Consider the following 21,629-nt stretch of genomic DNA (forward strand, 5'->3'; position numbering starts at 1 on the left):
ATCCTCACACCAATTGAGGGATGGTCCAAAAGGACACTGGAAGATTGTATCGAAATGACGGATTAGGGCCCACGCCTGCGAACACATGGCCAGGTATCGCCGGTCACACACAAAACGCCAAAGCCGTTCTCCTGCAGAGGATTTCAAGCCCTGGACATAGGCAGCCAGGCCCTGGAGAAGTCCAGGTGAACACAAAAAAGCCGTGGGCGGAGCCACGGCCTGAAGAGAACAGTCTGGAGAGGACCAGAACTGATTCATGAAGTCAGAAAACCAGCCAGATCAAGGTGTGTGAGGAGATGATCTGGCCGGAGAAGAGATCAGCCGAAGCTGATCAACTGATCAGGAACGATCAGAACTTGAAGGTGGTCTTGACCAGGCCACCGAAGTTGTCGAAGGTGTCGCTGCTGGACTTCTGGAGCTGACCCAGGGGCACGCTGAGGTAGAAGAGCGCAGGGGTGACCGAGATGTTGTCGGTGACCTGGAACTTGTACCACCACTCCCAGGCATAGTTGCCGTCGTTGGCTTCAAGAAGATCGTTATCACCCGAATTGGTCAGGAAAGTGGCCTGACCAACGGCCATGCCGGCAGCATTGCCCTTGATGAACACGTCGGTCCATTGCAGACCCACATACCAGGATTGGGTCGTGGCACCGTCAATGGCATCTTCCAGAGCACCAGCGGAGCTGCTATCTGCGCTGTGGGAGTTAAGACCCCAACCAAGGCTGACCGAAGGGAGCCAACCGGAGTTGGAGGGCTGCCAATAGCCACTGACACCAACCGAATTCACGCTGGAGGAGAGCGCATACCCGAGGTTGGCCAGGGGAGTGCCATTGCCGCCATAGAGACCAGCCAGACCACCCTGAGGGCTGGTATAAGTGTAAGCCGCAGCGAGACCGAAGTTCTCGTTGTTCCAGGCGATCTGGGCGGTGCCGGTCTGAGCGGAACCCTCGGTGCCGATGCCGCCGAAGTTGGGGTTACCCACGTTGCCGTTGGCGGCCACGTAGTTGGCGCTGATGCTGAAGCCGCCGCTCTTCCACCAGATACCACCACCGGAGCCGAGGGTCAGGGGGTAGGCACCGGGAGCGCCGCCGTAGGTGAAGATGTCGAGGACGGTGTCAGCGGGGTACACACTGGGCCAGAAGGCGAGCATGTCGTCCTGACGGACCTTGCCACCGATCGTGGCGGTGAAGCTCTTGCCCAGGGGGAACTGATAGAAGAGGCGGTTGACTTCGACGGAATCGGCACCGCTGGCACCCTCGAAGGCCACCTCGAAGGCGTTCAGACCCACCAGGTTGTCACCGTTGGCAGCACCCCAGGGGCTGGAGCCGAAGTTGCCGGCACGCAGACGGGTGCGCAGCAGATCCTTGCCGGTGAAGCTGGTGTCGAGGAAGAGGTCGAGGTTGTAGTTGAAGGCCGTGGCGCCTTGCTGGGCCGCGGCGGCATCAGAGAACCTCTGACCGGGGGCGACCTTGCCGCCGTTGAGAACGGACTCACCAAACGTGGCCCGGGCGTCGCCGCCGAAGGAGTTGGCGCCGATGGTGAAGGTGGCCACACCACGCAGCTTGGTGGTGGTGGAGAACTGATTGGCCTCCAGTTCACCGACCTTTGCCTCGAGGTTGTCGACGCGGCCGCGCAGGATGGCGAGTTCCTTCTCGAACTCCTTGAGCAGACGGCGCAGCTCGTCGGTCACTTCGGTGATCCGATCGAGGCAGGCGTTCAGCAGAGCGGCGGCTTCCCAGCGGCTCAGCGGCTTCTTGCCCCGGAAGGTGCCATCGGGATAGCCGGCGACGCAGCCGTAGCGCTCGATCAGGTTCGAGAGCGCCTGATAGGCCCACTCGGTGGGCTGCACGTCGGAGAACTGAGTGATGCTGGTGACCTGATCCTCGGAGGCGGAATACTGGTTGATTCCGTCCAGGTTCATTTCGCCGGCGGTGGCGGCCACGGGGGCCATCAGTCCGAGGGCGACAGGTGCCAGCAGCAATTGCCGGAAGAATTTCATGGGGTCCTCACACAAGTTGGCGCGATGCGCCTGCATGAAGAATCACCCCCAGCCGCCGAGCTGGCCCGGGTAGATGTGACAGAAAGCACAACGGCTGGGGGGAACGGTGCCTGGTCCAGACTTGTCCCAACCGCCGCCACGGCCCTGAACGCACGGTCCCAACGCCCCTGGCTGTGGTGGCTGGCTCTGGCGGCCCTGTGGTTGGCGGGCAGCCTGGCCGACAGGCTCTGGCTGCATCTCGATCAGCGGCTGCCGGCCTGGGACCAGGCCGACTATCTCAACAGTGCGATGGACCACGGCCGGGCCCTGGGGCTGCTGCCGGGCGGGGGCTGGCAGGGCTGGCCGGACCTGCTGGATCTCTCCCCCAAGGTGCCGCCGCTGGCGAGTCTGGTGAACGGCGCGGTGATCGCCCTCGCTGGCGACAGCCCCGATCAGGCCAGCGCCGCCCTGGCTCTCTGGCAGGGGTTGCTGCTGGTGAGCGTGGCCGGCTGGGGACGACAGCTGGTGTCGCCCGGTTTCGGCCTGCTGGCGGCGGCGCTGACCAGCACCACACCGGCCCTGGTCAGCCTCCGGCTGGATTTCACCCTCGACCTGCCCCTCACCGCCACCAGCGTGCTGGCCCTCTGGCTGCTGGGGCGCTGGGCGGCACCTGAGCCCAGGGGGGGGAGCTGGGGACAGGCCGCTGCAGCGGCGCTGGCGCTGGCGGCGGCCGTGCTGGTGAAGCAGAGCGCGTTGCTGGTGCTGCTCCCCCCAGCCCTGTGGGCGGCGCTCCGGGGGCTGGGACACCCCCAGCGGCGCTGGCAGGCGCTGGGGGGCCTGGGGCTGGTGCTCGCCCTGGTGCTCCCCTGGCTGCAGCACAACTGGATCACCACCATCGGCGGCACCAACAGGGCCGTGCTGGAGTCGGCCGCCCAGGAGGGAGACCCGCCGCCGTTCAGCCTGGCCAGCCTCCTCTGGTATCCCCGGCTCTGGCCCCGGCAGCTGGGACTGGTCAACAGCCTGCCTGCCGTGGCAGGCGCGCTGCTGGCCCTGGGCGCCGCCTGGCGCCGTCGGGGGTTCCCGCGACCTCAGCCAGCCGTTGAGACGGGTCAGGCCAAGGACGGCCGGGGCTGGGCCTGGCTGATCGGCTGCAGCCTCAGTGGCTGGCTGTTCACCACCCTCAGCCCCAACAAGGACCCCCGCTACATCACTCCGGTCCTGCCCCTCCTGGTGCTGCTCCTGTGCTGGGGCTGGTGGCAGCTCGGAGGGGTCCTTCGCCGGCAGGGCCAGGGGCGCGCCAGCTGGGTGGCCCTGTCCGCCGGGCTGGCGGTCAGTGCGGGCAGCGCCGTGGCCGCCCAGGCCGGCGAGATCCGCTGGCAGCCCCGCTCACCCCTTCCAGCGGTCATGGACGCCATGCGTCAGCAGGTGGGTGAGCAGCCCTGCACCCTGGTGGTGCTGCCCAATGCCCCCGAGCTCAACGAGCACACCGCCACGGTGTTCGGTCGGGCCCGGGGAGGGCAGATCGTGGCCAGGCAGCTCGGCCGTCAGCCCAGAGAACGGCAGCTGGTGCTGGATCAGGCGGAGTGGATCCTGCTCACCACCGGCGAGGCGGGCATGCGGCGGGAAGCCTCACGGCAGCTGGCCAGGGAGATCCGCCAGGATCCCCGATTCCGGTTGGTGGGCCGCTGGCCCTGGAGCGACGGCGAACCTGTGGAGCTGTGGACGCGCCGCCGGCCCGTGGCCGCCACGGCCCGCTTCGATCGCCGCTTCATCGAACTGGCCTCCGGCCTGAAGCGGGGTCCCGCCGGGCTGGCGCCGGTGTTTGAGGCCATCGGCCCCCAGCACCAGCTCGATGGCCACTGGCTCTACCAGGGTCGGGTGACCGACTGGGCCGAGCAGCGCCTGCGCTCCGATGCCAGTGATCGTGAGGCGCTCTGGACACTGGCGCTTCTGGCGGTCCTGCACAACCGTCCGAACCAGGCGGATCATTGGTTCTCCCGCCTGCAGACCCTGGAGCCGGGCAACCCATGGCCGCCGGCCTACCGCAGTGTGGTGCTGCTGGCCGGCTGGAATCCCTGGCGCGCCCATGCCGTGGCCAGCGCCGCGGCCCGTGGTCATCAGGAGCCGGTGCTCGACGCCCTTGCCGATGTGAGCGGCGCCCTGCTGGCCAATCCCTTCAGCCTGCAGCGGGCCTTCCGTTCGGTTCCCCAGGCCACCAGCAGAGTGACCGACCAGATGAAGCAGGACCAACGATGAGGGTGGGCCGCGTGCTGCTCGGGCTCTGGGCCGTGGCCCTGGTGCTGGCCCTCGCCGGCCTGGGCAATCTGCCCCTGCGCGACTGGGATGAGGGCATCGTGGCTCGGGTGGCCCTGGAGACCAGCCAGGCGCCCTGGCCCGACAGCCTGCTGCCGACGTTCTGGGGATCCACCTATCTGAACAAGCCTCCGGGACTGCACTGGCTGATCGCAGGCGTGATCCAGCTCTGGCGCGCCCTCAGCGGCGAGGCCACCGCCCTCCCCCCGGAGTGGGTGATCAGGCTGGCGCCGGCGCTGATTTCGAGCCTGCTGGTGCCGCTGATCGGCGCGATTCAGCTGCGCCTGCGGCCCAGCCAGCCCCAGGCCGCCGTAGCAGCGGCAGCCATTGCCCTCACCCTGATGCCCCTGGTCCGCCACAGCCGGCTGGCCATGCTCGATGGGGCCCAGCTCACGGCCATGGCCCTGCTCTGGCTGGGCCTGCTGCTGGCTGGGCCCCGGCCTCGGGCGGCCCTCTCGGGCGGCCTGATCGCTGGGGCAGGGGGCAGTGCCCTGCTGCTGCTCAAGGCGCCGGTGCTGTTGCCGGTGCTGACCACGGGGCTGCTGCTGCGCTGGCTCGATCATGATCTGGATCGGCGGGCCTGGCTGCGCCTGGGCCTGGGCCTGGGCCTCGGGCTGTCATTGGGCCTGGCCTGGCACGGCTGGCATGGGCTGCAACGGGGCCCGGAGGCCCTGCTGATGTGGGGCGGCCAGGGGCTGCTGCGTTTCACCACCACGGTGGAGGAGCACCACGGCGGTCCTCTCGTGCCGCTGCTGGAGGTGCTGGAGGGGGGGTGGCCCTGGCTGCCCCTCTGGCCTATCGGTCTGGGGCTGGCCTGGCGGGAACGGCGGCAACCGGCCGGCCGCTGGAGCCTGGGCCTGACCCTGGCCGCCACCCTCACCGTGCTGCCGATGAAGACCCAGCTGCCCTGGTACAGCCTGCTGCTCTGGCCACCGTTCTGCCTGATCTGCGGGCCGGTCCTGGCTCGCCTGATGGAGCCACCCCGCCCCCGAGGCCTGCTGAGGCCGCTGCCCTGGTTCTGGGCCGTTCTGGGGGGGGTGCTGGTGTTGGCATCCCTGCTGGCGCCATCGCCGCTGCGCTGGATGCCCCTGCCGGCGGGGCTGGGACTGCTGTTCGGGGGAATCAGCCTGAGCCGGCCAGCCCAAGGCCGACGACGGCTGGGGTTGGCACTGTTGCTGCTTGGTTGGAGCGCTTCGCTGCTGTTGTTTGTACTGAGCCCACTCTGGAACTGGGAACTCAACGAACACTGGTCGGTGCTGCCCGCCGCTGAGCTGGCCCGAAGCGCCAGGGATGGGGGCGCTGCGGCCGAGCTGCCGATCCACATGCCCGGCAATCAGGGGCGGCGGCCCAGCCTGCGCTGGTATGCCGAGCGGGAGCTCTTCAAGCTGCCTGACAGCCCCGACGACCACTGGCCGAAGCGTTTCCGGGTGCTGCTGCGCCCCTCCGACGGCATCGGCAGGCTCGAGGCCGGCAACCCCAGGCGCCTGCGGCTGCAGGATGCCATCTGTGACCTGGAGGCCCGCGGTGGCGATAGCTGGCAACGCTGGATCTGCTCAGGAGGAGTCCAAGCTCCTGCCGTCCAGACCCCCTGAACAGAGGCGGGCCCAGCGGGCCGTGCTGGTGGCGGCGGTGCTCTTCGCGCTGATCGGGCTGCTGCTGCAGTGGTGGCGGCTGCAGGTGCTCACCGCCTCCTACGACCAGGGCATCTTTCTGCAAACGATCTGGAGCGGATTGCAGGGCCATCCCTTCGAGAGCACCCTCTCCTCCCAGCTCTCCACCAATGTCATCCACGCCGGGGAACCTCCCTCCCTGGGCTATCACCGCCTGGGCCAGCACTTCACCCCAGCCCTGCTGCTCTGGGTGCCCCTGGTTGGGCTGCTGGGGATCTGGGCGCTGCCGCTTGTGCAGGTGGGCCTGATGACCGCCGCCGGACTGGTTCTGCATCGAATCGCCCGCGAGCGATTGCAGGATCCCTGGCTGGCCGCCTTCCTGGCCTGCAGCTTCTTCGGTGCCAACGCGGTGATCGGCCCCACCTGGGGGAACTTCACCGATCTGTGCCAGCTCCCCCTGGCCGTGCTGCTGCTCTGGTATGGGCTGCAGCGCCGCCTCTGGTGGTTGCTGGCGCTGACGGCGGTGGCGGTGCCAATGATCCGCGAGGACACCGGCGTTCTGCTGGTGGGGATCAGCCTCTGGATCCTGGTGCGGCAGCGTCAGCGCTGGCCCCTGGCCCTGGCTCTGGCCGCCCTGGGGCTGGGCTGGGTGTTGCTGGTGACCAACGTGCTGATGCCCCTGTTCAGCGACGACAACTCCCGCCGCTTCATGGTGGAGAACTTCGGCCAGTACATCGGTGACGCGGAGCAGGCCAGCAGCCTGGAGGTGCTGCACAAGGCTCTCAGGCAGCCGTTGGTGATACTGCGGGAGCTGATCTGGCCGCCAGGAGAGACTCTGCGTTACCTGCTGGCGCAGGGTCTGCCCCTGATGCTGGTGCCGCTGATCAGCCTCGACAGCTGGCTGCTGATGGGCATGCCCCTGCTGGGCCTGCTGCTGGCTCAGGGATCGAACAACCCCCTCTCGATCAACCTCCGCTACGCCCTGCTGGTGGTGCCTGGGCTGTTCGCCGGGGCGATCGAGTGGTGGCGCCGCCATCCCCAGGTCTTTGCCCATCGGCGTCTGCGCCGGGTCTGGATCGGCTGCATCACGCTCTCGCTGCTGTTCACCCTGCTGGCCAACCCCAACCGCAGCCTCTCGTTCCTGATTCCCGACAGCATCGATCCCTGGGTCTACAGCTCACCGCCGCGTCAGTGGAGCCACGGGGCCAGCGCCCGGGCGCTGCTCAGAACGATCCCCGAGGGCGCCAGCGTGACCGCCACCACGCCGCTGATCCCCCACCTGGCCCAGAGACCGGTGCTGATCCGCTTCCCGAACGGGGTGATCTACCGCGACCGCCAGGGCAGTCGCCGGGCCGTCGACTGGATCGCCATCGATTTCGATTGGTTGCGCCGCTATGCGGTGGCATTCCCCGTCGATCGGGAAGCCCTGGAGACCAGCCTCGAGGCCCTGAACTCCCTGCCTGAGCCCTACGGAGTGAGGGCCTTCGCCGATGGGGTGGTGCTGCTGCAACGGAAAGCGCCCGATGTGCAGCCAGCGCGGCGCCAGCTCCAGGAGCTGATGGGCTCGATCCAGCGACAGCTCGATCGCAGACCCGACTGAAGGAACGGGGCTCCAAACAGGAACCGGGCAACAAGAACGATGCCCCCGTAACCGCGTTCCTGAGCAGGCTCAGAAGCGAGGTGACGGGGGCGTTCGCCGGGTCCACTCTGGCGCGGAACCGATTGATCAGGAAACAAGCGCCGAAATCAGCCGGCGTTCTCCGCGATCAGCAGACCCTGGGTCATGGAACTGTGGCTCACGGGCACCTCCTCCTTGGGGGGATAAAGCCAGCCGGCGACGCATTCGAAGCGGGCTCATCGGGCACGGGGCCTGACGGCCTGCTCCACGACACTGCTGACGGAACAGGACGAATCTAAGGGAGTTGCCTGGCCAGGCGAGAGCCCTTGAGCCGGGCAGCACAGGGAGAATCCTGGCCACAAAAAAGCGCCCCGAAGGGCGCCGTGTGGACGATGACAGCCGATCAGAGGGCGTTGCCGCGGGGCAGGACCTCTTCAGGGAAGACGAAGTTTTCATGCGGCTGGTCGGCCGGTGCCATCCAGGCACGCAGACCCTCGTTCAGAAGAATGTTCTTCGTGTAGAAGGTCTCGAATTCGGGGTCCTCAGCGGCGCGGATCTCCTGCGACACGAAGTCGTAGGCACGCAGGTTGAGGGCCAGGCCGATGATGCCGATGCTGCTGGTCCACAGACCCATCACCGGCACGAACAGCATGAAGAAGTGCAGCCAGCGCTTGTTGGAGAAGGCGATCCCGAAGATCTGGCTCCAGAAGCGGTTGGCGGTGACCATCGAATAGGTCTCCTCTTCCTGGGTGGGCTCGAACGCCTTGAAGGTGTTCGCCTGCTCGGAATCCTCGAACAGGGTGTTCTCCACCGTGGCGCCGTGGATGGCACAGAGCAGAGCACCACCGAGGATGCCGGCCACGCCCATCATGTGGAACGGGTTCAGGGTCCAGTTGTGGAAGCCCTGCAGGAAGAGCAGGAAGCGGAAGATGGCGGCCACCCCGAAGGAGGGGGCGAAGAACCAGCTGCTCTGGCCCAGCGGATACATCAGGAAGACACTGACGAACACCGCGATCGGACCGGAGAAGGCGATGGCGTTGTAGGGACGGATGCCCACCAGACGGGCGATCTCGAACTGACGCAGCATGAAGCCGATCAGCGCGAAGGCGCCGTGCAGGGCGACGAACGGCCAGAGGCCGCCCAGCTGCACCCAGCGCACGAAGTCACCCTGGGCTTCCGGGCCCCAGAGCAGCAGCAGGCTGTGCCCCATGGCATCAGCCGGGGTGCTCACCGCGGCGGTGAGGAAGTTGCAGCCCTCCAGGTAGCTGCTGGCAATGCCGTGGGTGTACCAGGAGGTGGCGAAGGTGGTGCCGGTCAGCCAGCCGCCCAGGGCCAGGTAGGCCGTGGGGAACAGCAGCAGGCCGGACCAGCCGACAAAAACAAAGCGGTCACGCTTGAGCCAGTCATCGAGGATGTCGAACCATCCCCGTGCGGCAGGCGCGCGCCCTACAGCGATCGTCATGCGGGTACTTCATGAAGCTTTACACGATTTATCCTACGGAAAACCGGCAGGCGTCGGGAGCCGGCCCGATCGAGCACGCCAGTAAATAAGTAATTGCACTCAGCAGGCCCGGGGCATGGCCAGCGGCGGCGCGGCAGGCCGTTCGCCAGAGTGGCCCTGGTCTTCAAGCGCACAACGTGTACGTCGTCGAGCTCGTCCTCAAGCTCAGCCCCATGCCCATCTCGGTGCAACGCAAGGAGCTGAGCGACGCCCAGTCGCTCCACAGCGAGATCCGGGCGGCCATGGAAAGCGGCCATCCCCGGGTGCTCGAGCTCCACTGCGAGAAAGCCGAAGAGAAGCGCGTGAGCCTGCTGAGCGGCGAACTGCTGGCCGTTCAGCTCTATGAGAAGTCGGCGGTCGGCGGCGGCAGCAAGCGGCCAGGCTTCAGCGTCGACGGTTGATGTCCCGGGGCAACCCCTCCAGCGATGCCGTCTCGCCCCGGTCTCCTGCCCTGGAGGTGGAGGATCTCTGTTTCGGCTGGCCCAACGGGAGAGCCGCCCTCGATCATTGCGACCTGCTCCTGCCCGGGCCAGGCCTCTGGATGCTGGTGGGCGGCAACGGCAGCGGCAAGAGCACCCTGCTGCGTCTGATCGCCGGCCTGCTCGAGCCCAGTGCCGGCCGGGTGGCACTCACACTGAAGCCCGCCCTGGTGTTCCAGAACCCTGATCACCAGTTGCTGCTGCCCAGCTGCGGCACCGATCTGCAGCTCGGCCTTGTGCAGGGTCGGCCGGCCGCGGAGCGGCAGGCGCGGGTGTCCGCAGCCCTCGCCCAGGTGGGGCTGGGTGGGTTCGAAGGGCGGCCGATTCACACCCTCAGTGGCGGTCAGAAACAACGACTGGCGATCGCTGGCGCCCTTGCAGGAGATGCGGGCCTGCTGCTGCTCGATGAACCCACAGCCCTGCTCGACCCTGAGAGTCAGCAGGAGGTGCTGGACCTGATCGAGCGGCTCTGCCACCGGCGCGAGCGGCCGCTGACGGCCCTGTGGATCACCCATCGGCTCGAGGAGCTCGACCATTGCGATGGTGCCGCCGAGATGGAACGGGGCCGGATCGGATCCTGGGGGAAGGGCCCAGCCCTGCGGCAGCGCATCGGGAGCCGACGTCCCCCCTTGCCGGGCGGCAGGGCCGACGGGTAGGTTCACCTGAGCCCGTTCCTCGGTAGCTCAGTGGTAGAGCGGTCGGCTGTTAACCGATTGGTCGCAGGTTCGAATCCTGCCCGGGGAGTTCATCACCAGAGTGCCGCGTTCTGAACGATGGCCCCGGTCACACTGGTCTTCTTGTGCTGTCTGGACAGAGTCCAACGTCTCCAGGGAGCCGGTGGAGGGCACTGTGTTGTCACAGCGGGACGGCGCTGGCAAGGCCTGAGCCGGTAGAAAATCTATAGATTCAATTCAGACAGCTCCGGGCTTGTCGGGGCAGATTCCTTGTCAGAACAGTCTTTCGTCCCTCCGAGCCAGCCGCCGCAGCGGCCTGCCGAAACGCGCTGAAGCGGCGGATCAGGAGAAAATATGGACTCACTTGTTGATGCCGGCCATTTTCCGCCAGCCGTCACGTGTCCTCCAGCACCTGCCATGAAACCCTGCATCCTGCTGATCGAGGACGACGAGGACATGCGCGAGCTGGTGGCGGGCCATTTCGAGCACGGTGGCTTCGTGGTGGAGACCGCCGATGACGGGATCAAGGGTCAGGCCCTCGCCCTGCAGGCCAACCCGGATCTGATCCTGCTCGATCTGATGCTCCCGAAGGTCGATGGTCTGACTCTCTGCCAGCGGCTGCGCCGGGATGAGCGCACCGCCAGCATCCCGATTCTGATGATCACAGCCCTGGGCGGCACCAAGGACAAGGTGAGCGGATTCAACTCCGGCGCCGACGACTACCTCACCAAACCCTTCGATCTCGAGGAGCTGATGGTGCGGGTGAAAGCTCTGCTGCGCCGCAGCGACCGGGCCCCACTCTCCACCAAGCACAGCGAAATTCTCAGCTATGGCCCCCTCACGCTGGTGCCGGAGCGGTTTGAGGCGATCTGGTTCGACGAGCCGGTGCGCCTGACCCACCTGGAGTTCGAGCTGCTCCACTGCCTCCTGCAGCGCCATGGCCAGACCGTGGCGCCCTCGTTGATCCTCAAGGAAGTCTGGGGCTACGAACCGGACGACGACATCGAGACCATCCGGGTGCACGTGCGCCACCTGCGCACCAAGCTGGAACCCGATCCGCGCAAACCTCGCTTCATCAAAACGGTCTATGGAGCCGGTTACTGCCTGGAGCTGCCCACCGGAGCCAAGCTCGCCCAGCAGGAGGCCCTGATGCGCAGCCAACGGGAGGAGGAGCAGCTGGCCGCAGCCCCCCACGCCCTCGAGAGCGCCTGAGCCCAGCTCAGCTGATCACTCCACTCAGCTCCAGCAGAGCCACTTCCCAGGCCAGGCGCGGTTGCACGAATCCCCGCAACTGGCCCCGCAACCGCTCCAGCCGCTGCTGTGTCTCCAGCAGCGGCTCCCTGCGCCAGAGACGCAGCTGCCACCAGTTCAGCAGCCACAACTGCTGATCCAGATCGAGCGTTTCACTCAGGTCGCGGGCCAGAGCCATGGCCTCGAGCGGATCGGCCGCCAGGGCCCCCAGCCGTTCCGCCAGGCCGCTGGGCAACCCTCGCCACTGACGGCGATGCTCCATCAGGGCCCCCGGGGCGCCGGCGGCCAGCTCGATCAGTTCGGGAGGCTCATCGGCCCCTGGGGCGCCTTGAGCCTCGGTGACATCAGCCTGCCGCGCCATGACCTCGGCCATCGCGACGGGATCGAGGCGGCGGAAGGGAATCTGCTGGCAACGGGAGCGGATCGTGCTGAGCAGGCGCTCCGGCGCGGCGCTGAGCAGCAGCAACAGCCCAGCCCCAGGCTCCTCCAGGGTCTTGAGCAACCCGCTGGCCGCCCCCTCCGCCATCAGCTCCACGGCCTCGATCACCACCACCGGGCGTGGACCAGCCACCGCCCGCCTCGCCAGAAACGGTCCGACGGATCGGATCTGCTCCAGCCGGATCTGCGGCAGACCCCGTTTGCTCACCCCCTCGGCCATCGCCTGGCTCACCGGCACGAGCCGTCCCTGGTGGGAGTAGGTGGGCTCCAGCCAGAGCAGATCAGGATGATTGCCCTGGCTCAGGCGCCGTCGCACGGCCGGGGCGCCTGCGGGTCCAGCCAGAATCCCCTCCAGGAAGCGCAGCCCCCCCAGGCGCCGCCCCACTCCCTCAGGTCCGGAGAGCAGGTAGGCCGCGGCAAGGCGCCGCCGCTCCAGGGCCGAGCGCATCAGCGCCACCGCTGTGGGCTGGCCGATCAGATCAGCAAAGAGATCAGCCATCGGGATCGCCTGGCCAAACCCGGGGGAAGCGCTCCAGCAGCGCCGCGCGCAGGGCCGCTTCCACCTCAGCGGGCGATCCGGCGGCATCCACCCGGCTCCAGCCCCTCTCCGCCGCCAACCGGGCAAAACCGGCCGACACCCGTTCCAGAAACGGAAGGCCAGCCGCCTCGATCCGATCAGCGCCTCGATGCCCACGACGCTGGGCGGAAAGGGTCAGGGGAAGATCGAGCCAGAGGGTGAGGTCGGGCTCCAGGCCGTCGGTGGCCATGGCCTCCAGCTGGTCGATCAGCTCGAGGGACAGCCCCCGGCCGTGTCCCTGGTAGGCGGCCGTGGAGCCGGCGAAGCGATCGCTGAGCACCCAGTGACCAGCCGCCAGGGCCGGCTCGATCAGGCTCTGCACATGCTGGGCGCGATCGGCGGCGTAGAGCAGGAGCTCGGCGGTGGCCACCGGCGCCGCCTCCTCCGGGGGATGCAGCAGCAGCTGCCGCAGACCACGACCGAGCGGGGTTCCGCCGGGCTCACGGCTGCTCACCAGGCAGGCACCGGCCGGCATCAGGCCGCTGAGGGGAAGCCAGAGAGCGAGGCGTTCGAGCTGGCTCGACTTGCCCGAGCCATCGATGCCCTCCAGCACCAGGAAACGGCCTCGCGGGTGCTCAGGCACGGCCATGGAGCAGCAACGCGTTGACGACCACGGTGATCGAACTGACCGCCATCAGGAGAGCGGCCAGCGGGGGGGAGAGCAGCAGGCCGAAGCCCGGCAGCAGGGCCCCAGCGGCGATCGGCAGCACGATCAGGTTGTAGCCGAAGGCCCAGAACAGGTTCTGCTTCACCTTGGCCAGGGTGCGACGAGCCAGCCGGAGGGCCTCCACCAACGACTCCAGCCGGTCGCCGAGGATCACCAGATCAGCGGTGTCCTGCGCGATCTGGGTGCCGGTGCCCACGGCGATGCCCAGATCAGCCGCTGCGAGGGCCGGAGCGTCATTGATGCCATCACCCACCATCGCCACGGTCCCCTGCTGACGCCAGCGCAGGATGTGCTCCAGCTTCTGCTGGGGGTCGAGTTCCCAGGCCAGGCCAGCGGCGGGCAGGCCGAGGCGATCACCCAGCTGCAACACGGGCTCGCGGCGATCTCCGCTCAGCACCCCCAGCCTCAGGCCCATCTCCGCGAGCTCAGCAAGGGCCTGGGCCGCATCGGCGCGGGGCTGGTCCTGAACCGCCACCAGGCCGAGCACGGCCGCCGGGGCGGCCACCGCCAGCACCGTGGCCCCCTCCGACTCCAGATGGTCCAGCTGCTGTTCCAGATCGGCAGGGAGGGTCAGACCGTGGTCACTCAGCCAGCCCGGGCGTCCGACCCGGGCCAGCCCTTCCAGCCCTTCCAGCCGGCCCTCCACACCGGACCCCACCTCGGTACGGCTCTCGCTCACCTGGGTCAGGGACAGACCGCGGCACTGGGCCTCCTGCAGCAGGGCATGGGCCAGCGGGTGGCGGGTGTGCTGCTCGAGGCTGGCGGCGACTTGGACCAGGGCATCCCCAGCCGCACCGACGGGGTCGCCGCCGCCAGCGGGCAGGACGGCCACCACCAGAGGCCGGCCAAGGGTGAGGGTTCCGGTCTTGTCGAACAGCACGCTGTCGAGTCGGGCCGCCATCTCGATCGCGTCGCCGCCGCGGAAGAGCAGGCCGGAACGGGCCGCCTGGCCCGATCCCACCGTGATCGCCGTGGGGGTGGCCAGGCCCAGGGCGCAGGGGCAGGCCACCACCAGCACGGCAATCGCCAGCTGCAGCGCGAGGGAGAAGGGTGTGGTGGCCGTGGCCCCCAGGACCCCGTGGCCGACATGGGCCCCGTGGCCCGCCCCCATCAGCACCTGCGGCCAGAGCCTGGTGCCCCATTGCCACCAGAACACGAACGTGGCCAGGGCCAGCAGCAGAACGGCCACGCTGAAGCGGCCGGCCACCCGGTCAGCCAGGCTCTGGATCGGCGCCTTGCGGGCCTGGGCCTGCTCCACCAGGGCAATGATCCGGGCCAGGGTGGATTCGGGCCCGGTGCGCCGCACCTCCAGCTCCAGGGGTGCCTGCAGGTTGAGCATTCCGGCCATCAGCTCGTTGCCGGGCCCGGCGTCCAGGGGGAGAGGCTCCCCCGTGAGACTGGACACATCCACCGCGGAGTGACCCTCCACCACCTCAGCGTCGACGGGGACGCGGTCCCCGGGAAGCAGACGGATCCGATCGCCTGGGCGAAGGCCGCCGACGCGCACCTCCCGGGGAGGTCCATCGCCAAGGAGAAGCAGGGCCGTGTCGGGCTGCAGATGCGCCAGCTGCTCGAGGGCCTGGCCTGTGCGGTTGCGGGCACGCTCTTCAAGGAAGCGGCCCAGCAGCACGAAGCCCAGCAGCATCACGGGCTCATTGAAGAAGCAGGGCCAGCCCGACGCCGGCTGCAGATAGGCCACCAGGCTGGCCAGGTAGGCGCTGCCCATGCCCAGCCCCACCAGGGTGTCCATGCTGGGGGTCCGCTGCCAGGCGTTGCGGGCGCCCCGCACCAGGATTTCCCGCCCGGGTCCGAGCAGGGCCACGCTGGCCACGAGGGCGTGAAAGCCCAGATCCCCCAGCCTGGGCACCCCGGGCAGGGCCATCAGGGCCGCCGGCAGGTGGCCCCCCTGAGCCAGGTGACCGAGCACCGACACCAGCAGCAGGCTGAGGGCCACGATCAGCTGGCGCCACTCCTGACGCCAGCGACGCTGCCGGTCGCGCTCGGCGCGGCTGGGATCGGGGCCCGTCTGATCGCGCCGGTGAGCCTCGAAACCCAGGGCCTGCAGGCTGGCGATCAAGGCTGTCGCCGGATCGTCAGACGGGGTGCTCCGGGCCGGATCCAGGCCGATCCAGGCGGTGCGGGTCACCAGATTGACGCTGGCCTGGCTGACCCCGGGCTGCTCGAGAAGGCGTCGCTCCACCGCCCGCACGCAGCCGCCGCACTTCATGCCATCCACATCCAGGAGCACGGGCTCGACGGGTGCGCTGGGCGCTGGGAGGGGGGAGGTCAGGGTCACGGGCCGGTGCTCAGCCCCAAGGGTAGGGAGTGTGGCGGAAGCTCCCTGGCGCGGCGGGCACCCGTCAGGATGGGAGCACCGATCACACGAGCCGCGCCGTGCCCCGCAGCCAACGCAACGACAACTTCATCGACAAGAGCTTCACGGTGATGGCCGACCTGATCCTCAAGGTGCTGCCCACCAACCGCCGCGCCAAGGAGGCCTTCGCCTACTACCGCGACGGCATGAGCGCCCAGGGCGATGGTGAATACGCCGAGGCGCTCGAGAACTACGACGAGGCGCTCAAGCTGGAAGATGACCCCCTGGATCGCGCCTTCATCCTCTACAACATGGCCCTGGTGTACACGAGCAACGGCGACCACCAGCGGGCGATCGAGACCTACGAACAGGTGCTGGAGCTCAACAGCCACATGCCCCAGGCCCTGAACAACATGGCGGTGATCCACCACCACCTGGGCTCCCTGGCCGAGGAGCGGGGCGACACCGACGAGGCGGACCGACGCTTCTCCCAGGCCGCCGAGTACTGGACCAAGGCGATCCGGATGGCCCCCAACAACTACATCGAAGCCCAGAACTGGATCAAGACCAGCGGCCGCGGTTCCGTCGACGTGTATTTCTGAGGCCTCAGTCGGCGGCGGGATCCGCCCCCAGGGCCGCCACCAGGGCCTCAGCCACCCCTCCGGCCTCCAGCAGCTCCAGCCCCAGAGCGGCCGCCACCGGAGCCAGCCCGCTGCCGCGGGGCACCACGGCCCGGGTGAACCCGAGGCGAGCCGCCTCCTGCAGACGTAACTCCAGCTGCCCCACCGAGCGGATCTGTCCCCCCAGCCCCAGCTCCCCCACCAGCACCGTGCCGGCCGGCAGGGTGAGGTCGCGGTAGCTGGCGACCACCGCAGCCGCCACCCCCAGATCAGCGGCGGGCTCCTCCACATCCAGTCCCCCAGCCACGGCCAGATAGCAATCGAAGCGGGAGAGGGGCAGGCCCAGGTGCTTCTCCAGCACCGCCAGGATCTGGTGCAGACGGTTGATGCCGATCCCCGTGGCGGTTCGCCTCGGGCTGGCGTAACTGGTGGTGCTCACCAGCGCCTGGAGATCCACCAGCAGCGGCCGGGTGCCCTCGCAGGCCACGATCGTGGCGGTGCCGGCGCAGGGTCCGTCTCCCCCCAGGAACAGCTCGCTGGGGTTGGTCACCTCCGCCAGGCCCCGGTCGCGCATCTCGAACACCCCCAGTTCATGGGTGGCCCCGAAGCGGTTCTTGACCGCCCTCAGCAGGCGGTGGCTGGCAAAGCGGTCACCCTCGAAGGTGAGCACGGCATCCACCAGATGCTCGAGCACCTTCGGCCCCGCCAGCATCCCCTCCTTGGTCACATGGCCCACCAGCAGCAGGGCCGTGTCCTGGCGCTTGGCCAGCCGCTGCAGGGCTGCGGCGCAATCCCTGACCTGGGAGACCGAGCCCGGGGCGCTGCTCAGCTCGGCGTCATGGAGGGCCTGGATGCTGTCGATGATGGCCACAGCCGGACGCAGCGCCTCCAGCTCCTGGAGCACCAGCTCCAGGTCGGTTTCGGCCAGCAACTGCAGGCCGGCCTGGTCGCCCGTCCCCTCCGCTCCTGCCTCCGGGCCCAGGCGCCGCCAGCGCAGCTTGACCTGCTGGGCCGATTCCTCGGCACTCACGTAGAGCACGGAGCAGGCCTCCGCCAGGGCCCGCGCGCTCTGCAGCAGCAGGGTCGACTTGCCGATGCCGGGATCCCCGCCCACCAGGACCAGCGATCCGGGCACCAGGCCACCGCCGAGGACCCGATCCAGCTCAGGGAAGCCCGTGGCGAGCCGTCGCAGCGGGCGCTCGCCCACGGCCTGAATCGGCTCGGAGCGCCGCGGCAGGGGGGTGGCCCCATCCGCAGGGGGAGCCGGTGCGGCGCGCCGACGGCGGCCATCAGCGGCGGGATTGCTCTGCTCCACCAGGCTGTTCCAGCTGCCGCACCCCGGACAGCGACCGAAGAACTGCCGGGATTGAGCTCCACAGCTCTGGCAGGCGTAGAAAGGGGTGGAACGTCCCAAGGAGGTTTGTGACGAATGGTGGCTTTGGTGAACTTGCGGGGGCTGGCGCCTTTTCAGTAGGCGGAGATTTTGTAACCGTGCCGGCGACACGATGACGGTTTCCAGTTCAGCCAAGGAGACCATCCTGGTCGTCGACGACGAAGCCAGCATCAGGCGGATCCTGGACACACGCCTGTCGATGATCGGCTACCAGGTCGTCACGGCCTCCGACGGCGTGGAGGCGCTCGAGGCCTTCCGTCAGTCGAACCCGGATCTGGTGGTGCTCGACGTGATGATGCCCAAGCTCGATGGCTACGGGGTCTGCCAGGAGCTGCGCAAGGAATCGGATGTGCCGATCGTGATGCTCACGGCCCTGGGCGATGTGGCCGACCGCATCACCGGCCTGGAGCTGGGGGCCGATGACTACGTCGTCAAGCCCTTCAGCCCCAAGGAACTCGAGGCCCGCATCCGCTGCGTGCTGCGCCGGGTGGAGAAGGACCAGGTGGTGGGGATCCCCAACTCCGGAGTCATCCAGGTGGGGGAGCTGCGCATCGACACCAACAAGCGTCAGGTGTACCGGGGGGAGGAGCGCATCCGGCTCACCGGCATGGAGTTCAGCCTGCTGGAGCTGCTGGTGAGCCGCTCGGGCGAACCCTTCAGCCGCGGCGAAATCCTCAAGGAAGTCTGGGGCTATACACCCGAACGCCATGTGGACACCCGGGTGGTGGATGTCCACATCTCCCGGTTGCGCTCCAAGCTGGAGGATGATCCAGCCAATCCCGAGCTGATCCTCACGGCACGCGGCACGGGATACCTGTTCCAGCGCATCGTGGAAGCCGTTGCCTCCGAAGGAACCTGATCTCGATCCCCGCTCCGGCAGGCGTGCCAAGCCAAGCCGGGCCATCCGCCGTCTGGTGATCTGGTACCGCCGCAATGCGGCGGTCACTTCGCTCGTGGGCACGGCCACCTCCTCCGCCAGCACCGCAGCCTCGGCAGCCGCCTCGGCAGCAGGATCCGTGGCCGGCAGCATGGCCTCCACGGCCGGCTCGGTCCTCAACCCGCTGGTCATCGATCCCCTGCGCCGGCTGCAGCAGAGCGGTGGGGAGGAACTGGCGGCCATCAACCGGGGCGAGCGCCTCTGGGTGGCCGTCGACGGCATGGGCGGTGACCACGCTCCCGGACCGATCCTGGAGGGTTGCCTCAGGGCGGTGCAGATCCTGCCCGTACGCATCCGCTTCGTGGCCGAAACTGCGGCGGTGGAAGCGGTGGTACCCCAGCTGGGCCTGGGTGAGCTGCTGCGGGAGGCGGTCCAGCGGGGTCTGATCGAGCTGGTGCCCAGTGGCCCGTCCGTGGGCATGGACGACGAGGCCACGGTGGTGCGGCGCAAGCGCGACGCCAGCATCAACCTGGCCATGGACCTGGTGAAGCGGGGTGAGGCCACCGCGGTCTATTCCGCTGGCAACTCAGGGGCCGTGATGGCCTCGGCCATCTTCCGTCTGGGGCGTCTCAAGGGCATCGACCGGCCTGCCATCGGTGCCCTCTTCCCGACCAAGGATCCAACCCAGCAGGTGCTGGTGCTCGACGTGGGCGCCAACATGGACTGCAAACCGGGCTATCTGCACCAGTTCGCCCTGCTGGGGAGCATCTACAGCCGGGATGTTCTTGGTGTGCCCCGGCCGAGCGTCGGTCTGCTCAACATCGGCGAGGAGGAGTGCAAGGGCAACGAGCTCACGCTCAAGGCCTTTCCGCTGCTGGCGGCTGAGCCGAGGATCCGATTCAAGGGCAACTGTGAAGGCCGCGACGTGCTCTCAGGCGCCTTCGATGTGGTCGTCTGCGATGGCTACACCGGCAACGTGCTGCTCAAGTTCCTCGAGTCCGTGGGCAGCGTGCTGCTCGATGTGTTGCGGGCTGAACTGCCCCGCGGCCGCCGCGGCAAGGTGGGCTCGGCCTTCCTGCGCAGCAATCTGATCCGCATCAAGAAGCGCCTCGACCATGCCGAGCACGGGGGTGCCCTGCTGCTGGGCGTGAATGGCGTCTGCGTGATCGGCCATGGCAGCAGCAAGGCCCTCTCGGTGGTCAGTGCCCTGCGCATCGCCCACCTGGCCGCCAGCCATGGGGTGATGGACGACCTGCACCGGCTCAGCGCCCAGGAAGACACCGTCACGGCCTGTGGTTGACTGAGCCCAACTGAGGACTGGGAGAGTGTCGCTCGGCCGGATGGGCGCAGGCATGGCCCTGGTGGGCAGCGGCAGCTCTCTGCCGCTGGTCAGCATCAGCAATGAGCAGCTCAGCCGCAGGGTCGACACCAACGACGCCTGGATCCGCAGCCGCACCGGCATCAGCGCCCGCCGGATCGCCGGTCCCGGTGAAACCCTCACCAGCCTGGCCACCGCTGCCGCCCGGGCCGCCCTGGATCAGGCCGGCTGGGACGCCGGGGATCTGGACCTGATCCTGCTGGCCACATCCAGTCCCGATGATCTGTTCGGCACGGCCCCCAGGGTGCAGGGGGCCCTCGGGGCCAGGCGGGCGGCGGCCTTCGATCTCACCGCCGCCTGCAGCGGCTTTCTCTTTGCCCTGATCACCGCCGGCCAGTACATCCGGGGAGGGACGGTGGGGCGGGCCCTGGTGATCGGTGCCGATCAGCTCAGCCGCTGGATCGACTGGGACGACCGCAGCACCTGCGTGCTCTTCGGTGACGGTGCCGCTGCCGTGGCGGTGGAAGCCTGCGAGGAGTCGAGCAACGGCCTGCTGGGCTTCAAGATGCACTCCGATGGCCGCCGGGCCGACTGCCTCTCCCTGCGCCAGCGCGACGATCACGTTCCTCTGCTGGAGGGTCATTCGAACCAGAAAGGCGGCTTCGAGACCATCCACATGAATGGCCAGGAGGTCTACAAGTTCGCCGTCCGGGAGGTCCCGGCGGTGCTGCAGGATCTGCTGCAGAGCACCGGCACCTCATCGGAGCAGCTCGACTGGCTGTTGCTGCACCAGGCCAATCAGCGCATCCTCGATGCAGTGGCCGACCGCTTCGCCATCCCGCATGAGCGTGTGCTCAGCAACCTGGCCCGCTACGGCAACACCTCCGCCGCCACCATCCCGCTGATGCTGGATGAGGCGGTCAGGGATGGCCGGGTGCGCCCGGGCGATCTGATCGCCAGCAGCGGCTTCGGAGCCGGACTCAGCTGGGGTGCGGCACTGCTGCGCTGGGGTGGCCCTGAGGTCTCCCGGGGGCCCGCCGACCCCACTCGAACCGCACCGCCGTAGTCTCCAGCCGGTGCGAGCGCTTGTCGCCATGGGGATTGCCTGGGTGTTTCCCGGCCAGGGCTCACAGAAAACCGGCATGGCCGGTGGTGTGCTGGAGCTCCCGGAGGCCCGCGAACGCTTCGCCGCCGCCTCCGATCTGCTGGGCAGCGACCTGCTGGCGATCTGTGCCGGGGAAACGTGCGAGGGGGAGGGGAAGCAGACCGATCTGAGCGACACCCGCAACACCCAACCTGCCCTGTTCGTGCTGGAAAGCCTGCTGGTGGATGGCCTCAAGGCCCAGGGGCGCCTGGCCGATCTCGTGGCCGGCCACAGCCTCGGGGAACTGGTGGCCCTCTATGCCGCCGAAGTCTTCGACTTCAGGACCGGCCTCGAGCTGATGTGCCGTCGCAGCGAGCTGATGGCCGCGGCCGGAGGCGGAGCGATGACTGCGGTGATGGGCTTCGATCGCAGAGAACTGGAGGCCCTGGTGGAGGCCAGCGAAGGCGTGGTGATCGCCAACGACAACAGTGCGGCCCAGGTGGTGATCTCCGGCCTTCCGGAAGCCGTGACCACCCTGGCCTCCCAGCTCTCCTGCAGGCGGGCCATCCCACTGGCCGTCTCCGGGGCCTTCCACTCTCCGTTCATGGCCGATGCGGCCGACGCTTTCGCCGCCCTGCTGGAGGAGGTCCCCTTCGGCCACGCCAGGATCCCGGTGCTGAGCAACACGGATCCAACCCCCACCACCCAGGGAGCCGAGCTCAAGCAGCGCCTGCGCCGGCAGATGGTCAGCGGGGTGCGCTGGCGGGAAACCATGGATCAGATGGCGGCCCACGGGATCGACACCGTGGTGGAGATCGGCCCTGGCAACGTGCTCAGTGGTCTGATCAAACGCAGCCTGAGCGGGGTCACCACCGCCCAGATCGGCAGCGCCGCCGACCTGGGCCTGTGAGCGACAG

At 68.3% G+C, this 21,629-nt stretch carries 17 protein-coding genes and 1 tRNA gene; 12 read left to right on the forward strand and 6 right to left on the reverse strand.

The window, feature by feature from the left end; genetic code table 11:
* Nucleotides 1–349: 349 nt before the first annotated feature.
* Complete coding sequence (locus tag I1E95_RS05395; protein ID WP_197166112.1) at nucleotides 350–1,999, reverse strand: iron uptake porin; 1,650 nt, start codon at nucleotides 1,997–1,999, stop codon at nucleotides 350–352.
* 201 nt (nucleotides 2,000–2,200) lie between these two features.
* On the opposite strand from I1E95_RS05395, the gene I1E95_RS05400 reads away from it, so the two are divergent.
* Genes I1E95_RS05400 through I1E95_RS05410 form a run of 3 tightly spaced genes read left to right on the forward strand, consistent with a single transcriptional unit; the run spans nucleotide 2,201 to nucleotide 7,501 of the window.
* Nucleotides 2,201–4,234 carry a glycosyltransferase family 39 protein gene (locus I1E95_RS05400; RefSeq protein ID WP_231594882.1) on the forward strand — a complete coding sequence of 678 codons (2,034 nt, stop codon included), beginning with the start codon at nucleotides 2,201–2,203 and terminating at the stop codon, nucleotides 4,232–4,234.
* A complete protein-coding gene (locus tag I1E95_RS05405; RefSeq protein WP_197166120.1) occupies nucleotides 4,231–5,883 on the forward strand; it encodes a glycosyltransferase family 39 protein in 1,653 nt (550 codons plus the stop codon). Before I1E95_RS05400 ends, I1E95_RS05405 begins: the two co-directional genes overlap by 4 nt.
* Nucleotides 5,789–7,501, forward strand: a complete 1,713-nt coding sequence (locus I1E95_RS05410) for a DUF2079 domain-containing protein (RefSeq protein ID WP_231594883.1) — start codon at nucleotides 5,789–5,791, stop codon at nucleotides 7,499–7,501. Before I1E95_RS05405 ends, I1E95_RS05410 begins: the two co-directional genes overlap by 95 nt.
* A gap of 421 nt (nucleotides 7,502–7,922) precedes the next feature.
* Here the strand turns inward: I1E95_RS05410 and psbD are convergent, their stop codons facing one another.
* Nucleotides 7,923–8,981 (reverse strand): photosystem II D2 protein (photosystem q(a) protein), encoded by a 1,059-nt coding sequence (gene psbD, locus I1E95_RS05415; RefSeq protein ID WP_197166122.1) that lies wholly within the window; start codon nucleotides 8,979–8,981, stop codon nucleotides 7,923–7,925.
* Nucleotides 8,982–9,157: 176 nt separating this feature from the next.
* Between psbD and I1E95_RS05420 the strand changes: the two genes are divergently transcribed.
* The 4 genes from I1E95_RS05420 (at nucleotide 9,158) to I1E95_RS05435 (ending at nucleotide 11,385) form a co-directional block, all read left to right on the forward strand.
* Nucleotides 9,158–9,421, forward strand: coding sequence for a hypothetical protein (locus tag I1E95_RS05420; protein WP_197166124.1), 264 nt, complete (start codon nucleotides 9,158–9,160; stop codon nucleotides 9,419–9,421).
* On the forward strand, nucleotides 9,421–10,155 hold the full coding sequence (locus tag I1E95_RS05425; RefSeq protein ID WP_197166126.1) for an ABC transporter ATP-binding protein: 735 nt from the start codon (nucleotides 9,421–9,423) through the stop codon (nucleotides 10,153–10,155). The genes I1E95_RS05420 and I1E95_RS05425 overlap by 1 nt, the downstream gene beginning before the upstream one ends.
* Before the next feature lie 16 nt (nucleotides 10,156–10,171).
* Nucleotides 10,172–10,243: transfer RNA gene (locus I1E95_RS05430), tRNA-Asn, on the forward strand.
* 347 nt (nucleotides 10,244–10,590) lie between these two features.
* Nucleotides 10,591–11,385, forward strand: a complete 795-nt coding sequence (locus I1E95_RS05435; RefSeq protein ID WP_197166128.1) for a response regulator transcription factor — start codon at nucleotides 10,591–10,593, stop codon at nucleotides 11,383–11,385.
* A 7-nt stretch (nucleotides 11,386–11,392) separates the two neighbouring features.
* On the opposite strand, the gene I1E95_RS05440 is transcribed toward I1E95_RS05435, so the two are convergent.
* From I1E95_RS05440 to I1E95_RS05450, 3 genes are read right to left on the reverse strand one after another with little or no spacing between them, the layout of a single operon-like run.
* Nucleotides 11,393–12,361: a DNA polymerase III subunit delta' gene (locus tag I1E95_RS05440; RefSeq protein ID WP_197166130.1), complete on the reverse strand. Its 969-nt coding sequence runs from the start codon at nucleotides 12,359–12,361 to the stop codon at nucleotides 11,393–11,395.
* Complete coding sequence (gene tmk, locus I1E95_RS05445) at nucleotides 12,354–13,028, reverse strand: dTMP kinase (RefSeq protein WP_197166132.1); 675 nt, start codon at nucleotides 13,026–13,028, stop codon at nucleotides 12,354–12,356. Before tmk ends, I1E95_RS05440 begins: the two co-directional genes overlap by 8 nt.
* Nucleotides 13,015–15,333: a cation-translocating P-type ATPase gene (locus I1E95_RS05450; protein WP_197167143.1), complete on the reverse strand. Its 2,319-nt coding sequence runs from the start codon at nucleotides 15,331–15,333 to the stop codon at nucleotides 13,015–13,017. Before I1E95_RS05450 ends, tmk begins: the two co-directional genes overlap by 14 nt.
* Before the next feature lie 167 nt (nucleotides 15,334–15,500).
* On the opposite strand from I1E95_RS05450, the gene I1E95_RS05455 reads away from it, so the two are divergent.
* Complete coding sequence (locus I1E95_RS05455; RefSeq protein WP_197166134.1) at nucleotides 15,501–16,022, forward strand: photosystem I assembly protein Ycf3; 522 nt, start codon at nucleotides 15,501–15,503, stop codon at nucleotides 16,020–16,022.
* 4 nt (nucleotides 16,023–16,026) lie between these two features.
* On the opposite strand, the gene radA is transcribed toward I1E95_RS05455, so the two are convergent.
* Nucleotides 16,027–17,454, reverse strand: coding sequence for a DNA repair protein RadA (gene radA, locus I1E95_RS05460; protein ID WP_197166135.1), 1,428 nt, complete (start codon nucleotides 17,452–17,454; stop codon nucleotides 16,027–16,029).
* Between the two features lie 91 nt (nucleotides 17,455–17,545).
* Between radA and rpaB the strand changes: the two genes are divergently transcribed.
* Genes rpaB through fabD form a run of 4 tightly spaced genes read left to right on the forward strand, consistent with a single transcriptional unit; the run spans nucleotide 17,546 to nucleotide 21,622 of the window.
* A complete protein-coding gene (rpaB, locus tag I1E95_RS05465) occupies nucleotides 17,546–18,292 on the forward strand; it encodes a response regulator transcription factor RpaB (protein ID WP_197166136.1) in 747 nt (248 codons plus the stop codon).
* The gene (plsX, locus tag I1E95_RS05470; protein ID WP_197166137.1) at nucleotides 18,273–19,610 is read left to right on the forward strand and encodes a phosphate acyltransferase PlsX; all 1,338 of its coding nucleotides are present in this window, start codon (nucleotides 18,273–18,275) and stop codon (nucleotides 19,608–19,610) included. The genes rpaB and plsX overlap by 20 nt, the downstream gene beginning before the upstream one ends.
* A 52-nt stretch (nucleotides 19,611–19,662) precedes the next feature.
* Complete coding sequence (locus I1E95_RS05475) at nucleotides 19,663–20,694, forward strand: beta-ketoacyl-ACP synthase III (protein ID WP_197167145.1); 1,032 nt, start codon at nucleotides 19,663–19,665, stop codon at nucleotides 20,692–20,694.
* 28 nt (nucleotides 20,695–20,722) lie between these two features.
* On the forward strand, nucleotides 20,723–21,622 hold the full coding sequence (fabD, locus tag I1E95_RS05480; protein WP_197166138.1) for an ACP S-malonyltransferase: 900 nt from the start codon (nucleotides 20,723–20,725) through the stop codon (nucleotides 21,620–21,622).
* Nucleotides 21,623–21,629 lie beyond the last annotated feature (7 nt).

This window comes from Synechococcus sp. CBW1107, from assembly GCF_015841355.1.
Classification (GTDB): Bacteria; Cyanobacteriota; Cyanobacteriia; order PCC-6307; family Cyanobiaceae; genus Regnicoccus_A.

Bases quoted from the DNA above. Each gene is read 5' to 3' on its own strand.
- I1E95_RS05435 (WP_197166128.1), top strand. From the start codon at position 10,591: ATGAAACCCTGCATCCTGCTGATCGAGGACGACGAGGACATGCGCGAG.
- I1E95_RS05405 (WP_197166120.1), top strand. From the start codon at position 4,231: ATGAGGGTGGGCCGCGTGCTGCTCGGGCTCTGGGCCGTGGCCCTGGTG.
- I1E95_RS05450 (WP_197167143.1), bottom strand. From the start codon at position 15,333: ATGAAGTGCGGCGGCTGCGTGCGGGCGGTGGAGCGACGCCTTCTCGAG.
- psbD (WP_197166122.1), bottom strand. From the start codon at position 8,981: ATGACGATCGCTGTAGGGCGCGCGCCTGCCGCACGGGGATGGTTCGAC.
- I1E95_RS05425 (WP_197166126.1), top strand. From the start codon at position 9,421: ATGTCCCGGGGCAACCCCTCCAGCGATGCCGTCTCGCCCCGGTCTCCT.
- rpaB (WP_197166136.1), top strand. From the start codon at position 17,546: ATGACGGTTTCCAGTTCAGCCAAGGAGACCATCCTGGTCGTCGACGAC.
- I1E95_RS05475 (WP_197167145.1), top strand. From the start codon at position 19,663: ATGGCCCTGGTGGGCAGCGGCAGCTCTCTGCCGCTGGTCAGCATCAGC.
- I1E95_RS05395 (WP_197166112.1), bottom strand. From the start codon at position 1,999: ATGAAATTCTTCCGGCAATTGCTGCTGGCACCTGTCGCCCTCGGACTG.
- fabD (WP_197166138.1), top strand. From the start codon at position 20,723: ATGGGGATTGCCTGGGTGTTTCCCGGCCAGGGCTCACAGAAAACCGGC.
- I1E95_RS05410 (WP_231594883.1), top strand. From the start codon at position 5,789: ATGCCATCTGTGACCTGGAGGCCCGCGGTGGCGATAGCTGGCAACGCT.
- tmk (WP_197166132.1), bottom strand. From the start codon at position 13,028: ATGGCCGTGCCTGAGCACCCGCGAGGCCGTTTCCTGGTGCTGGAGGGC.
- I1E95_RS05440 (WP_197166130.1), bottom strand. From the start codon at position 12,361: ATGGCTGATCTCTTTGCTGATCTGATCGGCCAGCCCACAGCGGTGGCG.